19 protein-coding genes and 1 other RNA gene are annotated in these 21,459 nt (G+C 43.3%); 17 read left to right on the plus strand and 3 right to left on the minus strand.

Annotated features, from left to right (window positions below):
- Positions 1–35 precede the first annotated feature (35 nt).
- From NDA06_RS11370 to NDA06_RS11425, 12 genes are all read left to right on the plus strand, one after another.
- Positions 36–1,559, plus strand: coding sequence for an MOP flippase family protein (locus tag NDA06_RS11370; RefSeq protein WP_199300634.1), 1,524 nt, complete (start codon positions 36–38; stop codon positions 1,557–1,559).
- Positions 1,560–1,615: 56 nt separating this feature from the next.
- Entirely contained in the window at positions 1,616–2,860 is a 1,245-nt protein-coding gene (locus tag NDA06_RS11375) for a glycosyltransferase (protein ID WP_190536391.1), read from the plus strand.
- A gap of 48 nt (positions 2,861–2,908) precedes the next feature.
- The gene (locus NDA06_RS11380) at positions 2,909–4,123 is read left to right on the plus strand and encodes a glycosyltransferase (RefSeq protein ID WP_190536390.1); all 1,215 of its coding nucleotides are present in this window, start codon (positions 2,909–2,911) and stop codon (positions 4,121–4,123) included.
- Between the two features lie 399 nt (positions 4,124–4,522).
- The gene (locus tag NDA06_RS11385) at positions 4,523–6,397 is read left to right on the plus strand and encodes an ABC transporter ATP-binding protein (RefSeq protein WP_190411171.1); all 1,875 of its coding nucleotides are present in this window, start codon (positions 4,523–4,525) and stop codon (positions 6,395–6,397) included.
- A gap of 140 nt (positions 6,398–6,537) precedes the next feature.
- A complete protein-coding gene (locus NDA06_RS11390) occupies positions 6,538–7,590 on the plus strand; it encodes a glycosyltransferase (protein WP_190985986.1) in 1,053 nt (350 codons plus the stop codon).
- A 399-nt stretch (positions 7,591–7,989) separates the two neighbouring features.
- On the plus strand, positions 7,990–8,814 hold the full coding sequence (locus tag NDA06_RS11395) for a DUF6817 domain-containing protein (protein WP_190536388.1): 825 nt from the start codon (positions 7,990–7,992) through the stop codon (positions 8,812–8,814).
- Positions 8,815–8,884: 70 nt separating this feature from the next.
- Complete coding sequence (locus NDA06_RS11400) at positions 8,885–9,916, plus strand: glycosyltransferase family 2 protein (protein ID WP_190986844.1); 1,032 nt, start codon at positions 8,885–8,887, stop codon at positions 9,914–9,916.
- A gap of 53 nt (positions 9,917–9,969) precedes the next feature.
- Positions 9,970–10,908 carry a beta-1,6-N-acetylglucosaminyltransferase gene (locus NDA06_RS11405; RefSeq protein ID WP_190986845.1) on the plus strand — a complete coding sequence of 313 codons (939 nt, stop codon included), beginning with the start codon at positions 9,970–9,972 and terminating at the stop codon, positions 10,906–10,908.
- A gap of 17 nt (positions 10,909–10,925) precedes the next feature.
- Positions 10,926–11,948 (plus strand): glycosyltransferase family 2 protein, encoded by a 1,023-nt coding sequence (locus NDA06_RS11410; RefSeq protein ID WP_190524542.1) that lies wholly within the window; start codon positions 10,926–10,928, stop codon positions 11,946–11,948.
- A 123-nt stretch (positions 11,949–12,071) separates the two neighbouring features.
- Positions 12,072–12,869 carry an FkbM family methyltransferase gene (locus NDA06_RS11415; protein ID WP_190524539.1) on the plus strand — a complete coding sequence of 266 codons (798 nt, stop codon included), beginning with the start codon at positions 12,072–12,074 and terminating at the stop codon, positions 12,867–12,869.
- A gap of 915 nt (positions 12,870–13,784) precedes the next feature.
- On the plus strand, positions 13,785–14,750 hold the full coding sequence (locus tag NDA06_RS11420) for a beta-1,6-N-acetylglucosaminyltransferase (protein ID WP_190986846.1): 966 nt from the start codon (positions 13,785–13,787) through the stop codon (positions 14,748–14,750).
- Positions 14,751–14,829: 79 nt separating this feature from the next.
- A complete protein-coding gene (locus NDA06_RS11425; protein ID WP_190986847.1) occupies positions 14,830–17,148 on the plus strand; it encodes a hypothetical protein in 2,319 nt (772 codons plus the stop codon).
- Between the two features lie 364 nt (positions 17,149–17,512).
- Here the strand turns inward: NDA06_RS11425 and NDA06_RS11430 are convergent, their stop codons facing one another.
- On the minus strand, positions 17,513–18,310 hold the full coding sequence (locus NDA06_RS11430) for a WecB/TagA/CpsF family glycosyltransferase (RefSeq protein ID WP_190668400.1): 798 nt from the start codon (positions 18,308–18,310) through the stop codon (positions 17,513–17,515).
- Between the two features lie 251 nt (positions 18,311–18,561).
- Positions 18,562–19,125, minus strand: a complete 564-nt coding sequence (locus tag NDA06_RS11435) for a 2'-5' RNA ligase family protein (protein ID WP_190430084.1) — start codon at positions 19,123–19,125, stop codon at positions 18,562–18,564.
- A 59-nt stretch (positions 19,126–19,184) separates the two neighbouring features.
- Here NDA06_RS11435 and NDA06_RS11440 point away from each other — a divergent pair, with 59 nt between their 5' ends.
- From NDA06_RS11440 to NDA06_RS11450, 3 genes are all read left to right on the plus strand, one after another.
- Positions 19,185–19,451, plus strand: coding sequence for a YciI family protein (locus NDA06_RS11440; protein WP_190668397.1), 267 nt, complete (start codon positions 19,185–19,187; stop codon positions 19,449–19,451).
- A 62-nt stretch (positions 19,452–19,513) separates the two neighbouring features.
- An RNA gene (ffs, locus tag NDA06_RS11445) (signal recognition particle sRNA small type) lies at positions 19,514–19,610 on the plus strand.
- Between the two features lie 110 nt (positions 19,611–19,720).
- On the plus strand, positions 19,721–20,110 hold the full coding sequence (locus NDA06_RS11450; RefSeq protein ID WP_190435443.1) for a phasin family protein: 390 nt from the start codon (positions 19,721–19,723) through the stop codon (positions 20,108–20,110).
- On the opposite strand, the gene NDA06_RS11455 is transcribed toward NDA06_RS11450, so the two are convergent.
- Positions 20,107–20,250, minus strand: coding sequence for a hypothetical protein (locus tag NDA06_RS11455; RefSeq protein ID WP_190435440.1), 144 nt, complete (start codon positions 20,248–20,250; stop codon positions 20,107–20,109). The two genes, NDA06_RS11450 and NDA06_RS11455, sit on opposite strands and share 4 nt — an antisense overlap.
- Positions 20,251–20,339: 89 nt before the next feature.
- On the opposite strand from NDA06_RS11455, the gene NDA06_RS11460 reads away from it, so the two are divergent.
- Both NDA06_RS11460 and queF read left to right on the plus strand, forming a co-directional pair.
- On the plus strand, positions 20,340–20,753 hold the full coding sequence (locus NDA06_RS11460; RefSeq protein WP_190411185.1) for a hypothetical protein: 414 nt from the start codon (positions 20,340–20,342) through the stop codon (positions 20,751–20,753).
- Between the two features lie 117 nt (positions 20,754–20,870).
- Positions 20,871–21,302, plus strand: a complete 432-nt coding sequence (gene queF, locus NDA06_RS11465; protein WP_190435437.1) for a preQ(1) synthase — start codon at positions 20,871–20,873, stop codon at positions 21,300–21,302.
- Positions 21,303–21,459 lie beyond the last annotated feature (157 nt).

The raw sequence follows: 21,459 nt of genomic DNA on the forward strand, positions 1-21,459 counted from the left end.
TAGTCGCTTCAAAGAGTTTTATAAGAGGTATCAATTTGTCAAGATTACAGAAAAAGATTCTATCTGAGCCTGACCAAACTCAGCACTTTCAGACTGACCATCTGAAGGCTGATTTAAAAGGTCGCTCGGTTCGTGGCGGTGCAGTCACGATGGTGAGTCAGGGGTGCAAATTTGTACTTCAAATGGGATCGACGGTTGTGCTAGCTCGTCTACTCTCACCTCAAGACTACGGTCTAATTGGGATGGTGACTAGCGTGACGGGTATTGTGTTTCTCTTCAATGACATGGGTCTGTCAACGGCGACGATCCAAAGAGCCGAAATCAACCACAAGCAAGTCAGCACCCTGTTTTGGGTGAATGTGGGCATGAGCCTCTTGCTGATGCTATTGACTGCGGTTATGGCACCGGCGATCGCTTGGTTTTATGGTGAGCCGCGCCTGACCTGGATTGCGATCGTTTCTGCCAGTGCATTTATATTTGGTGGCTTGAGCGTCCAGCACCAAGCCTTGCTTCGGCGACAGATGCGCTTTACCGCTCTCGCTGCAATTGAGATCGTCTCCATCGTGCTGGGGGTAGCGATCGCGATTATTTCGGCTTTGTATGGGGCTGGATACTGGTCGCTGGTATTTATGTCACTGACTACGGCAATCGTCACGGCTGCTGGGGTTTGGGTAATGTGTGGTTGGCGTCCTGGCTTACCTGCTCAACGCTCAGGCGTCCGTTCTATGCTGGCTTTTGGTGGCAACCTCACTGGTTTCAGCGTCCTTAACTACTGCGCCCGAAACCTGGACAACATTCTAATCGGACGGGTGTGGGGTGCTGAGGCTCTAGGTGTGTACGCGAAAGCATACAGCCTAATGATGCTTCCTTTGCAACAAATCAACTCCCCAATTACCGCTGTTGCCGTTCCCGGTCTGAGCCGATTGCATTCTGAGCCACAGCAATTTCGCAATCACTATTTAAAAGGACTATCGCTGATCGGATTTTTGACGACGCCTATCGTCCTCTTTATGATGATTGTCTCCGAAGAATTGGTCGAGCTGATACTTGGCTCCCAATGGGGAGAGGCTGGTACAATCTTCAAGCTTCTTGGTATATCTGCACTCGTTCAACCACTTACGAATACCTCTGGCTGGCTCTATATTTCTTCAGGAAGGACAGCTCAGATGTTCAAGTGGGGAGTATTTTCTTCCAGCTTCTTGGTGATTTCTTTTTTCTTTGGATTACCTTACGGTGCACGCGGTGTTGCTTTAAGTTATTCAATTGCCAAGCTATTACAGACATTGCCTTGTATGTACTATGCAACGCGCGGCACGTCTATCACCATGCTCAATTTATTAGAAGCCATGAAGCATCCTTTGCTGGCATCTCTAATCGCAGGAGCGATCGCTTTTGGGGTTAAGTTAGCGATCGCGCCAACTTTAACCGTTTGGGCTACAGTGATTGTCAGTTTGGCGGTAATGGCTTTGACCTATTTAATCTTGATGTTCTATGTATTCAATACCAAGGAGCTTTACCTGTCTGTACTAAAACAATTTAAACGACCTAAAGGCTCTTGATGCTTAACCGTCCAGAATGATGACAGCAGAGTATCGGATATTAGGTGAAATTTACGATGAGAATCGCTTTTATTGTTGGTAAATTTCCTACTGTATCAGAGACGTTCATCTTAAATCAGATCGTGGGGCTGATTGAGAGAGGACAAGAGATTGAAATTTACGCCCAGCAACCGGGCGATACTGCCAAAATCCACCCAGATGTGGAAAGATATCAACTTCTTGAGCGCACCTACTATGTTCCGGAGCAAAGACCAGCGAATCATTTAATTTACGTAATTAAAGCGATTGGGCTGCTATTAGCAAATTTCCATAAAAATCCTGTTGCTTTTGCGCGATCGCTTAATGTTTTTAAGTATGGTAAAGAAGCTGCTTCCTTGAGGATGTTGTATACAACATTCTCGTTACTCCCATTTCTATCAAATAAGCCATACGATATAATCCATTGCCAGTTTGGACCATTAGGTTTCTTAGGGATGTACTTTAGGACAATTGCTGCCTCTAGAGCCAAATTAATTATCTCATTTCGAGGTTCCGACCTCACTATGTATCTCAGTCAATACGGTGACGATATCTATAAAAAGCTTTTTGAAAAAGGAGACTGTTTCCTGCCCATTTGTAACCATTTTAAAAATAAATTGATTAGTTTGGGCTGCAATGAAAAAAAAATTATTGTACTCCGCTCAGGAATCGATTGTAATCGGTTTTCCTTTAAGACACGCTATCCGCATCCCGATGGTAAAGTGCGGATTGTTTCAACAGGTCGCCTAATTGAAAAAAAAGGGATTGAATATGGTATTCGCGCTATCGCTAAATTGACAAAAATGAACCTCGATCTTGAATACAATATCATTGGTGATGGCTCTTTAAAGCCAGACTTGCAGCAACTGATTCAAGAGCTAGATGTTGGAAATATAGTAAATCTCTTGGGTTGGAAACAACAGCACGAAGTCGTGCAAATTCTCAACGATTCCCACATTTTTGTAGCTCCCTGCGTAACCAGTAAGGATAATAATCAAGAAGGAATTCCTAATGTTTTAAAAGAAGCAATGGCAATGGGTTTGCCAGTTGCCAGCACTTACCATAGTGGTATCCCTGAGCTAGTCGAAGATGGGGTTTCAGGGTTCCTAGTTACAGAACGAGATGTCGATGCTTTGACAGGAAAATTAGGCTACCTAATCGCCCACCCAGAGGTCTGGCCCGAAATGGGTGCGGCTGGTCGTGCATACGTGGAAAAGCACTATGAAATTGGGCAGCTAAACGACCATTTAGTTGAAATATACGAGAAACTGCTAATTACCTGATAGGGTATTTAGTAAATAGAAAAGTCAAGTTGTAGGGGTAAAATTGTTGTGAAAGTCGCGATGATTGTTGGTCGATTTCCGGTTTTGTCAGAAACCTTTATCTTAAATCAAATCGCTGGTTTAATCGATCGGGGTCACGAAGTTGATATCTATTCTGACCAACTCGGAGATACTTCCAAGGTGCATCCAGCAGTAGAAAAGTACCAACTCCTGAATCGTACCTACTATATCCAAATGCCATCTAATATTGCGATTCGCGGGCTAAAAGGCTTGGGGTTGCTATTCGCGAACAGCTACAAAGACCCAGCCCTATTACTGCGATCGCTTAATGTTTTTAAGTATGGCAAAGAAGCTGCTTCATTGAGGTTACTATATGCAGCAGTATCATTATTGGGCAAAAAAGAATACGACGTCATCCATTGTCAATTTGGCCCTTTAGGATTCATCGGGATGTCATTTCGGCTGATTGGTGCGCCCCACGGAAAATTAATTACCTCATTTCGCGGTTTCGATATTAGCCAGCATATTCAGGAATTCGGCGAAGACGTTTATAATCCCCTATTCGCCACAGGAGACCTTTTTCTTTCTAACTGCGATTATTTCAAACGTCGCCTGATTAAGCTAGGTTGCGATGAGAAGAAAATCATCGTCCTTCGTTCGGGCATCGATTGTAGCAAGTTTGTGTTTACCACACGTCATCTACCCGCTGATGGTCGCATTGGAATTGTCACCACAGGTCGCCTTGTCGAAAAAAAAGGGATTGAGTATGGAATTCGTGCCATTGCCAAGTTGGCTAAGGCATACCCCAACATCGAGTACAACATCGTTGGGGATGGGCCATTAAAGGAAAGTTTGCAGCAACTTATTGATGAGCTGGACGTTAGTGACAAAGTAAAATTGCTGGGTCACAAGCAGCAGCAGGAACTCATTGAAATTCTCGACAACTCCCATATATTTATCGCCCCCTGCGTGACAGCGAAGAACGGCGATCAAGATGCCCCCGTAAACGTATTAAAAGAAGCAATGGCAATGGGTTTACCCGTGATAGGAACGCAACACGGTGGCATTCCAGAACTGATTGAAGATGGGATTTCTGGTTTTTTGGTTCCCGAACGAGATGCCGATACTCTGGCTGAAAAGTTGGGCTATTTATTTGAACATCCGGAAGTTTGGCCTGAAATGGGTCGCTCCGGTCGCGCCTACGTAGAAGCGCATTACGACTTTAACAAGTTGAACGAGCGGTTAGTAGAAATCTACCATTAGATAGAGTTCAACCGTTAAAATTGCATTTGGCAGGTTAAAATCTGCCATTAGAAGTATATTTTTCTAGAAAAAACATGATATAAACCGAATAATTTTCTGATTGAATGAGTTAAAAAATAAAAACTTCAAGTAAGGATTTTATATTAATTGCAACTTCACTAAAACTTCACATTAAAAATAGGGGAAATCGTGTTTTTTCGATGCTTTTATAGCAAAAAGTCTGGTAACATTTACTAGAGAAAGTGAACAAAGCTAACACTGTGTTTCCTACGAGCAAAATAATTTAAGAGCAAGCGTAAGCACAGTGAAACATCAGGAAAAAGCGCTCCGGCAAGAAAATTTAGCCTGGAATTAGCAATCAACGATTGGCTGTTCAAAGGTTCAGTAGCGGTAGACACTATGAGTCGAAGTCAGACACTCGGACGAGAAACAAGGTTGCGTGAGGCTAAAGCAAAATTAAAATTGGGCTTAATGAAGCGAATTGGAAAATTCGATAAACTGACCTCTCTGATTTTGGAGGTGCAGAAGAAAACTCTCTATCTAGGTTTAGTGACAATGATTTTGTCTTCTATTCTAGATAGTGTAGGAATCGGATTGATGATTCCTTTCCTAAAAGTAATTTTGAATGAAGGAGGTGGAACGCTTCTTCCTCAAATGGCTTTAACGGAAGGGTTGAATAGTTGGCTAGCGCAGCAAGGTAAAGGAACGCTCATTAGCTTGTTTGCCTTAGTCCTCATGGGTTCTTTAATTTTAAAAGGGTATTTCTACTACATTTCCCAAGTCTTGACTTCCATTTATCGGGAAGCCGTCATCAAACGCTTGAGGAAACGGCTGTATCAAACCTATTTATATTCGCCCATTGAATTTTTTGATAATGTGCAGATGGGTAAAGTAACCAGCACCTTACATACAGAGGTGATGGAAACAAACAAGCTGTTGACTAACTTCTTTTATGGCTTGACCAACCTGCTGATTTTAATCGCCTATCTGGGAACGTTGGTGATCGTGTCGTGGAAAATGACGGTTCTAACGACATTTTTGATTACAGGCGTTGCTTTATGGCTCAGTTATTTCTTGAAAAAGATTAAGACATCGGGGGGTTTAGTTGTTACTGCTAAACGCACTCTGAACGCGATGGCTTTAGATACGTTAGGCGGTGTTCGCATCGTTAAATCTTATGGTGCGGAAGATTTTGAACTGAACCGCTTCAATAAGATCAGTAGCAATTATATGGAGGCAAACATCGGGCTAGCTAAGAAGCTAAACATCATCGACCCGCTGACAGAGTTAGCGACTTTGGCGGCGGCGATGGTAGTTCTAGTCGGTAGCTACACTTTGTTTATCTCCAAGGGTCTGCTCACGACCGCAGAGCTGCTGATATTCATGCTGGTTCTGATTAGAATTGTTCCGGTACTGAAAAAGGTGAATGCAGCGAGGGGTTCTGTCCAAGAGTCTCTGCCAGCGTTAACGAAAGTCACGGAGGCGCTCTCGTTACCAGAGAAATATCCGCTTCCTAATGGAAACCAGAAATTTACAGGGTTGCGCGATCGCATTCTTTTCCAAAATGTAAAATTTGCCTACAGCGGCAGATCTTACGTCCTCAACGGTTTGGATCTAGAAATTCCTCGTGGCAAAACTGTGGCGCTGGTTGGCGCTTCTGGAGCCGGGAAATCCACTGTGGCATCTCTCGTTACCCGTTTCTACGAAGTGACCGACGGTGTAATCGAGATCGACGGTCAAGATATCCGAAACTACGATGTTGTCTCGCTACGCCAGCACATCGGAGTCGTTAGCCAAGACACCTACATCTTTAATGCCTCACTTCTGGATAACATTGCCTACGGTTTAGAGGGAATGGACAGAGAAAAGGTGATTGAGGCAGCCCGCCTTGCCAATGCCCACGAATTTATCTGTCAGTTGCCCAACCAATACGACACAGTGGTAGGAGATAGAGGCGTTAGGCTTTCCGGAGGACAACGACAACGCATTTCAATTGCTAGGGCAATGCTGCGCGACCCGGAAATCATGATTCTCGATGAAGCCACCAGCGCCTTAGATTCGCAGTCAGAACAGTTAGTGCAAGAAGCACTGGAACGTTTGCGAACAAACCGGACTGTAATTGTGATTGCCCACCGTTTGGCTACTGTCCGGAATGCCGACAAAATTGTGGTAATGGAGAAAGGTCGAATTATCGAACAGGGAGGGCATGACGAGTTGCTTGCCCAGCAGGGAGCTTACTGGTCTTACCACAATCTCCAGTCTTTGCCTGTGTAAAACAGACCTGCCCAAGCGACACCGGGCAACTACACAGTACAGACTTTAAACACAAACAAGTTTTTTCCCTATCTAGCTGAGTTGATGCATAGCAAACAAAACAGCCGATAAATTGTTTAGTCTTTAGCGAGGAGTTCCTGATGTTAGATCCCCAAGTTACGATTGTTGTTTCACCCCGCGAACGTTTCAGCTGCGCCCGCGAGTCGCTGGAAAGCATTTACGAACATACATCAGTCCCATTCAAGTTAGTTTACGTAGATGGGGGTTCACCCGCTCACATTCAGCGTTATTTGCAACAGCAAGCGACTGAAAAAGGATTTCAAATCATTCGCACCGATCACTACCTCACTCCAAACCGCGCCAGAAACCTCGGTCTGAGTCAGGTTACAACCAAGTATCTCGTCTTTATCGATAACGATGTGATCGTCAGCCCAGGCTGGTTAGAAAGCTTAGTTCAGTGCGCTGAAGAGACAAACGCTAGCGTAGTGGGTCCCCTGACCTGCCAAGGCACTCCGGTACACGAAATTGTCCATTTTGCCGGTGGAGAAGCCCACATTTGGCTGGAAAAAGTCGGCGAAAACCCCAGACGACGTCTCCGCGAGAAAATGTACAAGCAAGGTCAGAAAGTAGCGGAGGTGCGACCCAAGCTCAAACGTCAACAAACCGAACTAGCAGAATTCCATTGCGTGCTGGTTCGTGCTGAAATCTTTGAGAAAGTCGGCTTGCTCGATGAACAAATGTTCAATACTAAAGAACACCTCGATTTCTGCATGACAGTCGTTGAGGCCGGTGGTAGCGTTTACTTTGAGCCAGCGTCTCTTGTCACTTATGTTCCAGGCCCGCCACTGAAGCCTTCAGATATGCTCTTCTATATGCTGCGTTGGAGCGACGCTTGGGAACTCAATAGCTTGCACCGCTTGCGCGATAAATGGAATTTGGACGAGGACGGGTACTTCAAATATCGCTACAAGCGCCTGGGATGGCGGCGATACGTGACAATCCTGAATCCAATTGGTAGCCGCCTGACTTTAGGTCTTGCTGGGGGCGGAGTCGCAAAAGTGTTGCGTCCTCTAGATCAGGTGTTTAACCGTTATCTCACGAATCGTCAGGCTCGCCTGCAAGCGAAAGGGCTACAACCTCAGATGCCTGCAATACCGGAGAAGAAGCCTACAGTGACGGCATCGTCCCGTTAGGTTGGCGTGTAAGGGTGTAGAACGACGAAACGAAGGTGCCAAAAGAAGGTGCGATCGCTTCGACGATAAATACCCTTACACAGCCAAAACCTAAGTCTTCATCCAGAAAACAAGTGGGGAAAGCGATCGCAATCCACAGACTTTTTTAGTCGTACTCCTACCTTGGAAAAGTGGATGCTATTACTAAACTTGTTCTGTGTTAAGCGATTCCCCGCTTTTTCAGGAACGCTCCTGTTGAAATTGAAATGTTGTTTGGGTTTTCCTTCTTCAGAGAGACGTTTTGCCTAAGCCGTTCAATGATTGTTAATTTTTTTAAATGCACTTGACTTAGACAAAATCAATGGACTTCGCCTAAGCCAAGTGCAACAAAAATGAAGCATTCCAATCAAAAGCAAAATTATGCACTCTTTTGCTCAAACAAACATTCAACTCTTCAACCAGCTACGTGCAGAAGGCTACTCAAGCAACGATATTAACCGCATCCGTGATGCTTATCAGCTGACAATGCAGCTGTTCACAGGTGCTTTTCGAGCCTCAGGTAAGACGTTTATTGCCCATCTAGTCAGCACTGCTAGTATCCTGGTTTCTCTTCATGTACCTGCAAAGATAGTAGCAACAGGTCTGCTTCATGCTACCTATACTCATGGTGACTTTGGAAACGGGAAAAAAGGCATTTCTAATGCCAAACGCGAACAGGTAAAACGTGTTGTTGGCAAAGAGATTGAGGAGTATCTTGCTAGATATGCAACGCTGTCCTGGAATAAAAAGACGATTCCCGATATTTTTCACCGCATTGATACGCTCGATCCGCTTGATCGCGATATTCTTTTGGTGCGCTTAGCCAATGAGCTAGAGGAATACTTAGATTTTGGCATTGTTTATTGTGGAGATTTCAAACATCAACAATACATTAATTATGACGGTCATCTGATCGTAGAAATGGCAGAAAAGTTAGGTTTTCCTAATTTAGCTACTCAACTAACAGAAGCATTTAAAGAAACTGCCTCCGCTGAAATACCTAGGGAACTTTGTAACACAAACGCTCAAGATGTTTCGTTTCGTCTTGCACCAAAGTCCTACCAGAAGCGGCTGTCACTCACCTTTTATAATTTGTTGATTCATAAACCGCGTCGTTTAGTTTCTGCCATAGCCCGTAAATTTGGTAATTTGCGTCCCAGTACGTCCATGACAAAGGATGTTCCTACTATAAGTCAGTCAGAGTAAGGGGGCAGTTAATCACAAGGAAGTGCTGGCTGTAGCAAATATTAATTTTTCACAATTTTTAAAAATCAAAATGAAAAAAATTTCTGTCATAATTCCGGTTTATGGAGTCGAAAAATATATAGCTGCTACAGTGCAATCAGTTTTAGACCAAACCTATAAACATTTTGAACTTCTAATTATTGATGATGGTTCTCCCGATCAAAGTGTAGAAATTTGTCAGCAATTCACAGATCCTCGAATTCAGATTATTCGCCAGCATAATAGCGGGGTTTGCGCCGCTCGAAATACAGGAATTCGCCAGTCTCAAGGAGCATATCTGGCTTTTTTAGATGGAGACGATTTGTGGCTGCCAGAAAAGCTGGAAAAACATATTGAGCATCTAGAAAATTCACCAACTGTCGGGCTTAGCTTTAGCCGCTCTGCTTTTATTGACGAAGCGGGGCAGCCATTAGGTATCTATCAAATGCCTAAACTCAAGGATATTGCTCCACCCTTGATCCTCTGCCGTAACCCGATTGGAAATGGCTCAGTTCCGGTGATTCGGCGAGAGGTTTTTGAAGCTATTAAGTTTCAAGATGCTCCTCAGGGTACTGCAAAAGATTGTTATTTCGATGAAAGATTGCGACATTTTGAAGATGTCGAATGCTGGCTTCGCATTTCCTTAAAGACTAATTGGCAAATCGAAGGCATTCCTGAAGCTTTGACGCTGTACCGAGTTAATTCCGGAGGGGCTTCAGCAAATCTGCTCAAGCAGTTAGAAGACTTGGAAAAGGTGCTGGAAAAAACCCGCTCCTATGCTCCAGATTTGATTGCTCAGTATGGAAACCCAGCTAAAGCCTACGAGTTGCGGAAATTAGCCCGGTGGGCAGTCCGGCTGAAAGCTGCCCCAACCGCTGTAGACATGGCTCACCGCGCCTTATCTACCCACTGGCGCATGATTCTTGACGAACCCCGGCGGACACTTTTGACGTTGGGAGCTGCCTATTCGCTGTGGCTACTGCCACGTCCTCTCTACCGCCAGATAGAAAGTTTTGCCTTAAAAATGACAGGAGCCGCCCAAAAACGACGCATTCTTCAAGATCGTTCCCGTCAATTGGCATAATGATAGAACCTTTTTTATAAACACCCGCTCGCCATCAAAATAGGTTGCAGAATATGAGGGTTGTCTACCTGATCCAAACCCATACCAATCCGGAGCAAATTTATCGGCTGGTTAAAGTTATTAAAAAGTCCAGTAATGACTCTTATATAGTGATGAGTCATAACTTTAATGCTAGTCAAATAGATGTAGAACTCTTCGAGAGTTTACCGAATGTTAAAGTACTAAGAGCTAAGAAAGTTGGAAGAGGCGATTTCTCGATAACCCAAGCTTATTTGGATGTTATTGACTGGATTTTAACCCAGAATATTCAATTTGATTGGCTAGCTAATCTTACAGGTCAAGACTATCCGACTCAATCGCTCTCAAAATTTGAGAATTTTCTGGCTGCAACCGAGTACGATGGATTTTTTGATTATTTTAATGTGCTTTCTGATAAGTGTACTTGGGGAGCTAAAGATGGGCGCGATCGCTACTTCTATCAATACTGGTGGTCAGGTATAGAATTAGCCAAGTGGCAAAGAGCCTTATTCAAACCTTTTCGAGTTCTTATTAATAATGTTCAGCCTTTTTTGCGGATTGATTCTTCCTATGGACTCATCATCGGGCAACGGGCCGCTTCAGCTCCATTTAATGACAAATTTGTATGCTATGGAGGCTCTTACTTTAAAACAATTTCTAGACAATGCATTCAATACATTCATGATTTTTGCTCTGCCAATCCTGATTTGGTGAACTACTACAAGAAAGTTCGCCTTCCCGATGAATCTTTTATGCAAACCATCTTATTAAATAGTGGTTTGTTTAATTTTTATCCCCGCAATATGCGCTATATTGATTGGGAGAACAGCCGACACGGTCATCCCCGCATCCTCACATCTGAAGATTTTCCAAATTTAATTAAAGATAAATATTACTTTGCTAGAAAATTTGACATGAACCGGGACAGCAAAGTATTAGATATGCTTGACGAAAGAATTTTTCAAGCAACTTAAAGAAAATGGTACTTTTCATGAAAAAGTTTTCGGTTATTATTCCAGCCTACGGAGTAGAAAAGTATATAGGTGCTGCAATTGAATCGGTTCTAGCTCAAACATACAAAAATTTTGAAATTATTGTAGTTGATGACGGCTCTCCCGATAGAACTGTAGAAATTTGCCAGCAGTATATAGACCCTAGAATTAAAATCGTTAGCCAGAAAAATAGAGGACTCGCTGGAGCAAGAAACACCGGAATCCGCCATGCTCATGGCGACTATTTAGCTTTTTTAGATGGCGATGACCTTTGGCTACCGGAAAAATTAGAGAAACATCTCGAACATTTAGATAATTCCTCAACGGTAGGGATTAGTTTTAGTCGCTCTGCTTTTGTTGATGAAACGGGAAATTCCTTGGGTACCTATCTGATGCCCAAGTTCAAGGACATTACACCACCCGATTTACTTCGCGACAATCCAGTCGGAAATGGTTCTGCTCCCGTAGTTCGGCGAGAGGTATTTGAAGCGATTAAATTTCAAGATAATCTTTACGGGACTGTTGAAGATTTTTATTTTGATGATAACTTTCGTCAGGCAGAGGATATAGAATGCTGGCTTCGCATCCTCCTTCAAACCAACTGGCAAATTGAGGGCATTCCTGAAGCGCTGACACTGTATCGGGTAAACGCAGGGGGTCTTTCAGCTAGTTTGCTGAAGCAATTAGAAGCTCTCGAAAGGGTAATTGAAAAAACACGCTCCTACGCTCCAGAATTAATTGCTGAATGGGAAAACCCCACTAAAGCATATCAACTGCGATATTTAGCGAGAAGTGCAGTCCGTTTAAAAGCAGGCTCAATGGCTGTGCAGCTAATGCACCGAGCCTTGGCTGCTCACTGGCGCATCCTTTTGGAGCAGCCCCGCCGCACGCTGATGACCTTAGCAGCTGCCTATTTGCTCTGCTTCTTACCCCATCCTGTTTATTACCAAATAGAGGCTCTTGCTGCCAAAATGACTGGGCTTATTCAAAGACGCCGTATTCTTCAAGATCAGTCTAGCTAATCTTTATAATCAACAACTTTTTTTTAATTCTAATAAAATTAATTTAACTGCTTCAATAAAACCTTGAAGCTACCTTAATTGATGTTAGCATAGTGGCGTTTTAGTGACTGGAGCAGCTAAACCATGAAAATCTTCTTAGAAATAAAAAACTTTTTCAAAGAAACAATCAAGGGTTCATTTCTCGATCCGGTCGTTAGACCATTTTTAGATATCGTAAAGCCTCCGAAACGCAGTGACATTCTTAATAGACAAGACAATGCTTTCACAATTGAAATCATGTCTTGTGTTTTAGCAAAAAACTCAAACTGTATTGATGTTGGTTGTAACACAGGGGATTTACTTAGCCAAATTTTACAGTTTTCACCTCTGGGATTTCATTATGCATTTGAGCCAATACCACGGTTAGCGAGTAGGCTTAGAAAAAAATTTCCAACTGTTGAGGTCAGAGAAACAGCTTTGAGTGATTCGGAGGCAGAAACAATTTTTTGGTATGTAGTGAATGCTCCGGCTGTAAGTAGCTTGGATAAGGAATGCTGTGAAAGCCATATTCCTGATGCACTTATGGAACCAATCACTGTTAAAACTCAGAGACTTGATGATGTACTAGCTCCAGACTTTAAGATTCATTTCATCAAGGTAGATGTAGAAGGGGTAGAATTGCAGGTTTTTAGAGGTGCTATCAGAACATTAAAAACTTATAAACCTTACTTAGTCTTTGAAAGTGGCTTAATTAATTCTCAAGAATGGGTTGATGGCACATTGAAAGACGGGAAATGGCACGATAGCAGAATTTATGATCTGCTTGTCAATGAGTGTGGTCTAAAAATTTTTAAGCTAAAAAATTGGGTAGATGGTTTAGCTCCGCTGAGTCGGGATGAATTTCTAAAATCTTCTGCTTGGAATTTTTTAGCAATGCCTTAGTAACAGAAAAATTTGCCTGAATACTTGTTGAGCTATCTGCAAAGTGGCAATTAGCTAATTTTCTAGTACTTTTTATTATGCTAGTTTTGTGCAGGCAAGATTGGTATTGCTTGTTACTGTTATTTTAATTTTAAAAGAAATATATTAATGTTTTACTTTAGGCGGACAAATCGTATAAGTAAAGTCTATCTTAAGGGGGACGCCTGCACCATAGGCACTGTAACAAGATGTAAAGCGTAAAGCGACTAGGATTGCAAGCGTGGCTTGAGTCCCTTAAAGAGTTCCTTAGACTGGGATTTTAATTATGACCATAGCTGTAAATGTAAAAAATTGGGTGCAACGAAAAAGGTCATAGCCTGTCGTGAAGAATCTAATTTTGTACACCATTACTGAATTTGGACATGGTTAAAAGACAGAGATTTTTTTCCTAGGGTACAGAGTTTAGTATCTATGTCTATGTGGGTGAAACAATAAAATAAGGTTCGGTTGAAAACCGGGAACAAAATAAACCCACACTTCGTCTATATACCAGGTTTACTATTTACCATTCTGAACTTAACTATTCTAGAGTGCCTGGTTTCCAGTGAAAGCACCTATGTACTGCTGTTTCAACTTTGTCGATGCTATTGCAGTTAAACAGTTTTAGTTAAGTTCTTGAACACAGATTTCTCTGTCAATTTATGACTTTGCTTGCACAAAATCACCAGTATTTATTATGCAGGCATTTCTAGTTTGACAATTGTTGCAAATTTTGTTGTTACCGCATAGAGAGCAGATAATCAGGTTTTTTTAATACCTTGACCTGGTTGAATCTAGCTATCTCTACTTAGGGTACATCCGAAGTGTTATGCACAACACTTTGGCAGATTGCTGCGTTCACTTTTTCGTGCAGTTGTTTTCTGGAGGTTGAAGATCGTGAAAGTTTTATATCTGATTCAAAGTCATAAAAATCCCGAACAGATTTTTAGACTGGTGCAAACTCTAAAAAAATCAAGTCCCCAATCTCAGATATTGATTAGCCATGACTTTAGGGGTTGCCATTTAGACGTAACGGCCTTTCACGAATTCCCAGGAGTGAATGTAATTAGGGGTACGGGAGGACGAGGAGATTTTTCGATTGTTCAAGGTTATCTGAATGCCATTGACTGGCTTTTTAGCCATAATGTTGAATTTGATTGGCTTGCCAATATTACAGGCCAAGACTATCCGATTCAACCGCTACCAAAAATTGAGAAGTTTCTTGCGGAATCACCGTTTGATGGCTTTTTAGAGTATTTTGATGTACTTTCAGATTTAGAGGGAAATCTTTGGGGAAGCCGGGAAGGTAGCGATCGCTATCTCTATCAGTACTGGCGTTCGGGTCAATATTTACCACTCTGGAAACGCGCTATCGTCAAAATTCCTCGCATGGTCATTAATAATGTCCAGCCTTTGGTGAGAATAAATTCTTCCTATGGGCTGATGCTAGGAGTTCGTACGAATTCATCTCCATTCAATGAAAACTTTAAATGCTATGCAGGGTCTTACTTCAAGACTCTATCGAGGAAGTGTGTCGAATATTTACATCATTTTTGCCAGCACAACCCCGATCTAATTAATTACTATAAAAAGACTTGTATTCCTGATGAATCTTTTGTCCAAACGGTTTTAGTCAATAGCGGGCAATTTCATTTGTGTAACGACTATAAACGCTATATTGATTGGACTGGGACTCGCCACGGTCATCCTCGTACTCTAAATGCTGAAGATTACTCAGCAATTATAAGAAGGGACGTTCACTTTGCCCGAAAATTCGATATGACGCAGGACAGCAGAATTTTAGATATGCTTGATGCAAGAGTTTTAAAAGAAAGTAGCCCAGTCACCTTAGGCATTAGTTAAGACTTAACCCGTCAAATCTGTATAGTCAGCTATAATTCCTTAGTTGGAAGTAGCTGATTATGAGATTTGAGGCTCAACGATGTTTAATGCAGCCATTAATCATTGGTCAACCATTGAAGCGATCGCTAATGTTACATTTGCAGGGCTGGCAAGCGTCCAACCAGTTCTGACTAGCTTATTAGTCTTCGCCATCGGGATTTGCCTCGCCCATATCGCCTTCAAGCTGATTACTAAATTTAGCGCCCAACCAGGCCTTTCGTTAGCTCGAACGGTTCGCCTTGCTGTCATTGCTCTGTTTGCCACAGTCGCACTTCAGCACATCTGGCTTGCTAGCAACATCCTTAACGGTGCATCAGGACAGGCAGAAGTCGTCACTTCCCGCAATTACCGAACCAATGTGTTTTTGGGGGAGACGAATGTTGCAATAGGCGGAGGGGGCTATGTTACGGGTATTTTTCTGCATCCGCTACAGAAGGATCTCGTCTACATCAAAACTGATGTGGGTGGCTTCTATCGTTGGAATTCAGTAAATAAAAGCTGGGTACCGCTAACTGACCACTTTCCACTAGAGAAGAGCAATTACTACGGCGGAGAAGCCCTAGCCCTCGATCCAAAAGATCCAAATATTATTTATATTGCCGCAGGCAAATACGTCTGGGATGAGCCTGGAACTATCTTTAAGTCTAACGATCGAGGTGCAACCTGGAAAAAGCTGGATTTGGACTTGCCAATGGGCGGCAACCAAGATAGGCGGGAGGTAGGCGAGAGACTCGTCATCAATCCATTTAATTCCAAGATGATTTTATTTGGTTCGCGGCGCGATGGGCTTTGGAAATCTTTAGATGCTGGCGCGAACTGGGCTAAAGTGACTTCTTTTCCCGGAAAGCCGGAAAAAGATATCGGCATCACAGCAATTGTCTTTGACAAAGATAAGCCTGGTTTAGTCTATGCCAATGCCTATGGTGATGGAATTTATAAATCTACTAACACAGGCATTACCTGGAGCAAGATTGACGGAAGCCCAAAAAAAGCGATGCGGCTAGTGACAAGTCGCAATAACACTCTCTACACAACAATTAATGGAAGTCCTGGAGTTAGAAAGTATACAGATGGAGATTGGAAAAACATTACTCCACAAGGCTCCAAAGAGGATTTTAATGGGTTGAGCATTAACCCTGCTAATCCTAAAGATATTCTTGTTGCTACAAAAGAGAGAAAAAATACTAAAATTTACCGCTCATTCGATAGCGGAACTACATGGAAAGAGCAGAAGCGATCGCTTAACAATACCGTTCCTTGGTGGTCTAGCTATATGCTCTCCAATCCTTCTGTCTCTGCGATTGAGTTTGACCCCCACGTTTCTGGAAGAGTTTGGTTTACCGATTGGTACGGAATATGGCGGACAGACAATATTAACAAACAACCCTCTGCCTGGACGAACTATCAAAAAGGACACGAAGAGCTTGTCACCTTCACCTTAACTGCGCCTCCGAGTGGCGCGTTGTTGTTGAGTGGGGTGGCAGATGTAGACGGGTTTTACCACAACAAGGGATTAGACAATTATCCATCTAAAACCTTTAGTGCTAGTGGCCCTTCGTTCCAGGATACCTACAGCATTGCCTACTATGAAAAAGCTCCCCTGCAAATGGTGCGCGTTGGCGGTAATCGCTGGAACAATACTTATTCGGGAGCAACTTCGACAGACGGCGGCTTAACTTGGAAAGAATTTGCTTCATTTCCAAAAGACACGATGCCGATGCGTATAGCGATGTCAGCAACTAATCCAAAGTTATTTGTTGTCACTGTTAGTGGAGATAAAGCTCTCCGCACAGATGATGGAGGCGCTTCGTGGAAAGAAGTTACTGGCTTACCTAAGGGTTCCAAGGGACCTTGGAATTGGTCTTTGCCGCTGGCAGCAGACAAAGTGGATGGTAACACGTTTTATTACTATAAGAATGGCAAATTCTATCAAAGTACCGATGGAGGTTTGTCTTTTAAAGTCGTGAATTCATCACTTCCCGATGAAAGTTGGCACTCGCTAAGAACCGTATCTGGAGTTAAAGGTGAAATTTGGCTGAGTCTCGATAAGAAACAACTTTACCATTCGACAGACGGTGGCAAGACCTTCTCTAAGATGAATGCAGTTAAGAGATCCTATTTGTTTTCTTTAGGAAAACCACAGCAGGGAAGCACGATTCCAGCACTGTATGTGTACGGAGAAATTAATAATATGGGCAAAGGAATCTTCCGTTCTCTCGACAGAGGGAAGACATGGCAAAGGATTGGTAATCCGAAAAATCCGATTGGCAATAGCCCAAATGTGATGGAAGCAAGCTTGCAGCAGTTTGGTTTAGTTTTTATTGGTACAAATGGCAGAGGAATTTACTATGGCAATTAGTAGTCCAGCAGGAACATCCTCCTAAGGCGGCAAGCAAATACATCTCGTGACGCAGTTGTAGCGAAGGGGTTCGGAATGCGATCGACCCTTACATTCTATTTAGAACCCCAGCCTTACCCGTTTACCGGAAAGAAAGAGCTTGAGGAAAGGTGGGAGAAATTTCTCAAGTAGTCTAATTCAAGTAGTCTAATCGCCTGTCAAGATATCTCAATCACAAAAATAGACGTTCCGTGGAACGTCCATCATGCAACCATAAATTTTAACAGAAAGCCTATAGCTGCTAAGGCTGCTTACCCTACGACAAGCAAGCTACAGCATCACAACAATAGGTACTTTACAAACGTCCCTTCAAATAAGAATTTTTTTATTCCCACTTAACTCGTTCTAATTTCACAGATTTCTTCTCTGCCTGAAAAGGCTTTTTATAAAGGTTAAGCTTTTGTTTCAAAATTAACCAGAAGAAAGGCATATCGTCTATTAAATATCTTTTCCATAACCTTTGTGGCTCGGATAAGAGTCTATGTAACCACTCTATTCCTGCGTCGCTCATCCACTGTGGAGACCTTGGTTTATGACCTGCTTCAAAGTCAAGAGATGCGCCAACAGACAAGAAAACTTTGACATTGGGTAATTTATTTTTATACTTCAATATCCACTTTTCTTGTTTAGGGGCACCGACGCCAATGGCTAAGACGGTAGCGCCTGACTTATTAATCCTGTCAATAATTTCTAGGCATTCTTTTTCGCTCTTTTCAAATCCGAAAGACGGCGAATGAGAAGCGACTATAATATTTCTGCCTACTTGGTTATTGATTCGCTCTTGAGCTTTACGAGCCACCCCTTCAGCAGCACCCAGCAAGAAAATCTTAACGCTTTCATTGTCCTTGTGGTGCATATAGAAAGCGGGAAATAAATCTGAACCCGACAGTTTTTCTTTAATCGGCGTTCCCAAAAATTTAGAAGCGTACAATACTATTTGACTGTCACACACTTTATAAGTAGCGATATTGTAAGCTTTGTAGAAATCTCCATCGGTTTGCAGCTTCATCAGGTGGTCTACGTTTGGCGTAAATACGATACCACCTTCCCGATCAAGTTTGGTTAATAGCTCTGCTCTTGACAAGTTGTCAATGGATACATTAAGTACATTAACTTTTTTCATTGACTCCTCTCACTTTAGCAATCTACTCGTGTGGGGACAGCACACTAATAACAACACAATAGTGAGAGTCAAGCTTGCACTACCTCTACCATGAGAGAGGACAAATCTTTATCAACGTTTATTCCCTCGGATAGATTGGAAAATTGAGTGAACAAGATTCGCTATTATAGTGAGGGTTTTTCTGAGCGAAAGAAAAAAGGTTGCGATCGCGCCACAACCAGCCGCAACCTTGGCTGAAAGGCTTGCCCTGTTTACCTCCGGCGCGCTAAACAAGGGAATTCGGCGCTTACTTCCCATCGTTCCCCTGTATGAATCAGTAGGGTTAGCTGAGCAGCAGTGAACTCAAACTCTAACGATCGCCCCTGAAATTCAGCCCATGCTGCATGAAAGTTTTGCCGTGTCAAGTCTCTAAAGGCAACAGTCATGTGAGGAGCAAAGGGACGCTGCTTGGAAACCGCATCGACAATTCCCAAGTTTGTCTCCATATCGGTCATTAAATCGGCTTGTAACGCTAGCAGTTCCGGCGTCTTAAGAACATTGATGTAAATAACACGGGGTGGAAAAGCTCCAAACCCTTTCAGGGTAATGAAGACAGGGGAACGATGGGAAGCAAACGTTCTCAAGCATTCTTCCAGCACTGGCACTGCCTCTACCTGCCATTCAAACGGCGGTTGCAGCGTGATATGCGGGGGAGATTTCTGGGCACCTTTGCTAGCATAGGTTTGGGCGAAGTGCTGCTGAATCTCTTTGGCGTAGTCTTGAATCTCTTGCGGCGGCAAGAGAGCGATAAAGAAGCGGCGTTTTGTATTGTCCAAGAACTTCCAGCGGTAGTTTACTTGTTAAATAGATATAGCCAGATAAGGGAAGAAAGTGAATGCCCTGGTTTGTAAAGATTGAAGAAGGCATCGTTGATAAACCGATCTTTGATAAATCTGTACCGGCGCACAAAGCTTATGTCCAGGATTTGATTACCAAAGGATATCAGGCGCGTAGCGGCTACTGGCTGGAACGGCGAGGCAGCATGATGCTATTTGAGGCGTCTTCACTGGAGGAGGCGCGCGCAATTGTCTCACTCGATCCGCTGGTGCAAAACGGCTGCGTCAAGTATGAACTTTATGAGTGGCGAGTGGTTGCCGAATAAAAGCGAATCCTTGATTGCCGCCAGAGGTTTCAATTTTCAGTGAATGATGTTATGCTTTAGATGATCTGGACCCATGCGATCGCAACGCCTAAACCTTGTCAGAACCGGAAGGTAGCAGCAACACGGGATGCTTGTGATAGGCGTGGTATCCGGATCACCCGAATCGCCGCCTCGCCCTCGTTTGCCTTGTAATTGGTGGGCAGTTTCTCGATTTCACGCTTATGCTGGAATCAGCAGATACTTGCAGATTAAAGGAGCGACTTATTGCGATGGCTGGTTTTGGAGATATTGTTCAAAAAGCGTTTTACTTAGGGGTTGGCTTAGCTGCCTCTGCGGGTGAGAGAGCTGGGGGAAAGTTAACTGAGTTGCGATCGCAAGCTCAAAAGCTAGCCGATGAAATGGTAGCAAAAGGCGAGATGACAACAGACGAAGCCCGCCGGTTTGTCGATGATATGATGAAACAAGCCCAGCAGGCACCCGTTGAACCATCCACTAGCAGCACCCAACCCGGTGAGCCGCGGCGGATTGAAATTCTCTCAGAAGATGAAGAGCCAAAGTCGGCAGCAGCTCCAAATGCGGCTCCAAATAATGATGTGGACGCGATGCGCCAACAGGTGCAAGCACTACAGGACGAACTGCGTCGGCTAAAGCGCGATTAGCTTTGCAGTAATGAACGATAAACTGCGAACAGCCGAATCGTTAGCTGCATAGGCAAGAGCGAGTCGCTGCGAGGAGCATCACACGCCTTGCGATCGCGCAAGGCAACGGGTGCTAATCTATAACATTGCGATCGCATCATTGATTCACACTATTTAGAATAGAATTGCAGATTAATTGGCGTCATCGCGTCGCCGGTAAAAACTAAGCCTTTTGTGCTGAGTATCCAAAATGGAAGAGTGGCAAAAAGATTTTTTCGAGATGATGGAAGCAGTCGCTGATGAAGTAGAGCAATTCTTCATTGGTATCACAGAAGTAGTAGACGCTGTTGCCGAAAGCGTACAAACTACAATTGCAACCGATCTCAATCAGTGTTTGCAGGAATTATTTGAACCGATCGCTGAAATTTATTTAGAATTTGAAGAAATTGTGGGTGAAGGTGAGCAGCCTTTTTCCTATATGGTGGATACTGTTGAACCCACCCCACAAAAAAATCCTGCATGTATGGGTTGTCACCATTACCACGGACAAGCTTATGGTGGAAACCTGTTAGTCTGCGCCATGCATCCCTATGGCTGGGATGATAAAAATTGTCCGGATTGGGAGGGTAGTACAGATCCGTTCAATTCTAGAGATATTTTCTGAACAAAGCAGATGAAGAAGGCTGAAAAAGCTTGACCTGCATTCATATTCAAGGGTTATTAGTCCTTTATTTGTTATAAATGACTAATAACTAACGACCCACGTTTGCTACCACTACTGATGAGTCAGTCGCCAACACAACAACAATTATCATCTGAAACGCCGCTCTCGGAAATGAAATACGGTGAGCGAAATATTTCTGAAGGACAATTAATTACCTTCCCCAATCCGCGAGTCGGACGCCACTACGACATTCACATTACTCTACCAGAGTTTACCTGTAAGTGTCCGTTTTCTGGCTATCCTGACTTTGCGACCATCCATATTACCTATGTTCCCGACCAAAGGGTGGTGGAACTGAAGGCGATCAAGCTTTATATCAATAGTTACCGCGATCGCTACATCTCCCACGAAGAATCCATCAATCAAATTTTGGATGACTTTGTGGCAGCTTGCGATCCTTTAGAAGCCACTATCAAAGGGGATTTCGCGCCCCGCGGTAATGTTCACACAGTCATTGAAGTGCGTCATCAGAAGTCCTCTGACGCCTAGATAGCAGCAAAAAAATTCACTTGCATCTGGCTACTTCCACCTGGTTTAAAAATTATCTTTTTCAGAAAGCCCGTCCAACGGGCTTTCTGCTTTGTGTCATCAAAAGTCTATCTTATCGGCTCAAAAAATAGACACAATATCAGTCTCAGGGTGAATG

The sequence above is a fragment of the Trichocoleus sp. ST-U1 genome (assembly GCF_039961835.1).
Lineage (GTDB): Bacteria > Cyanobacteriota > Cyanobacteriia > Cyanobacteriales > FACHB-T130 > FACHB-T130.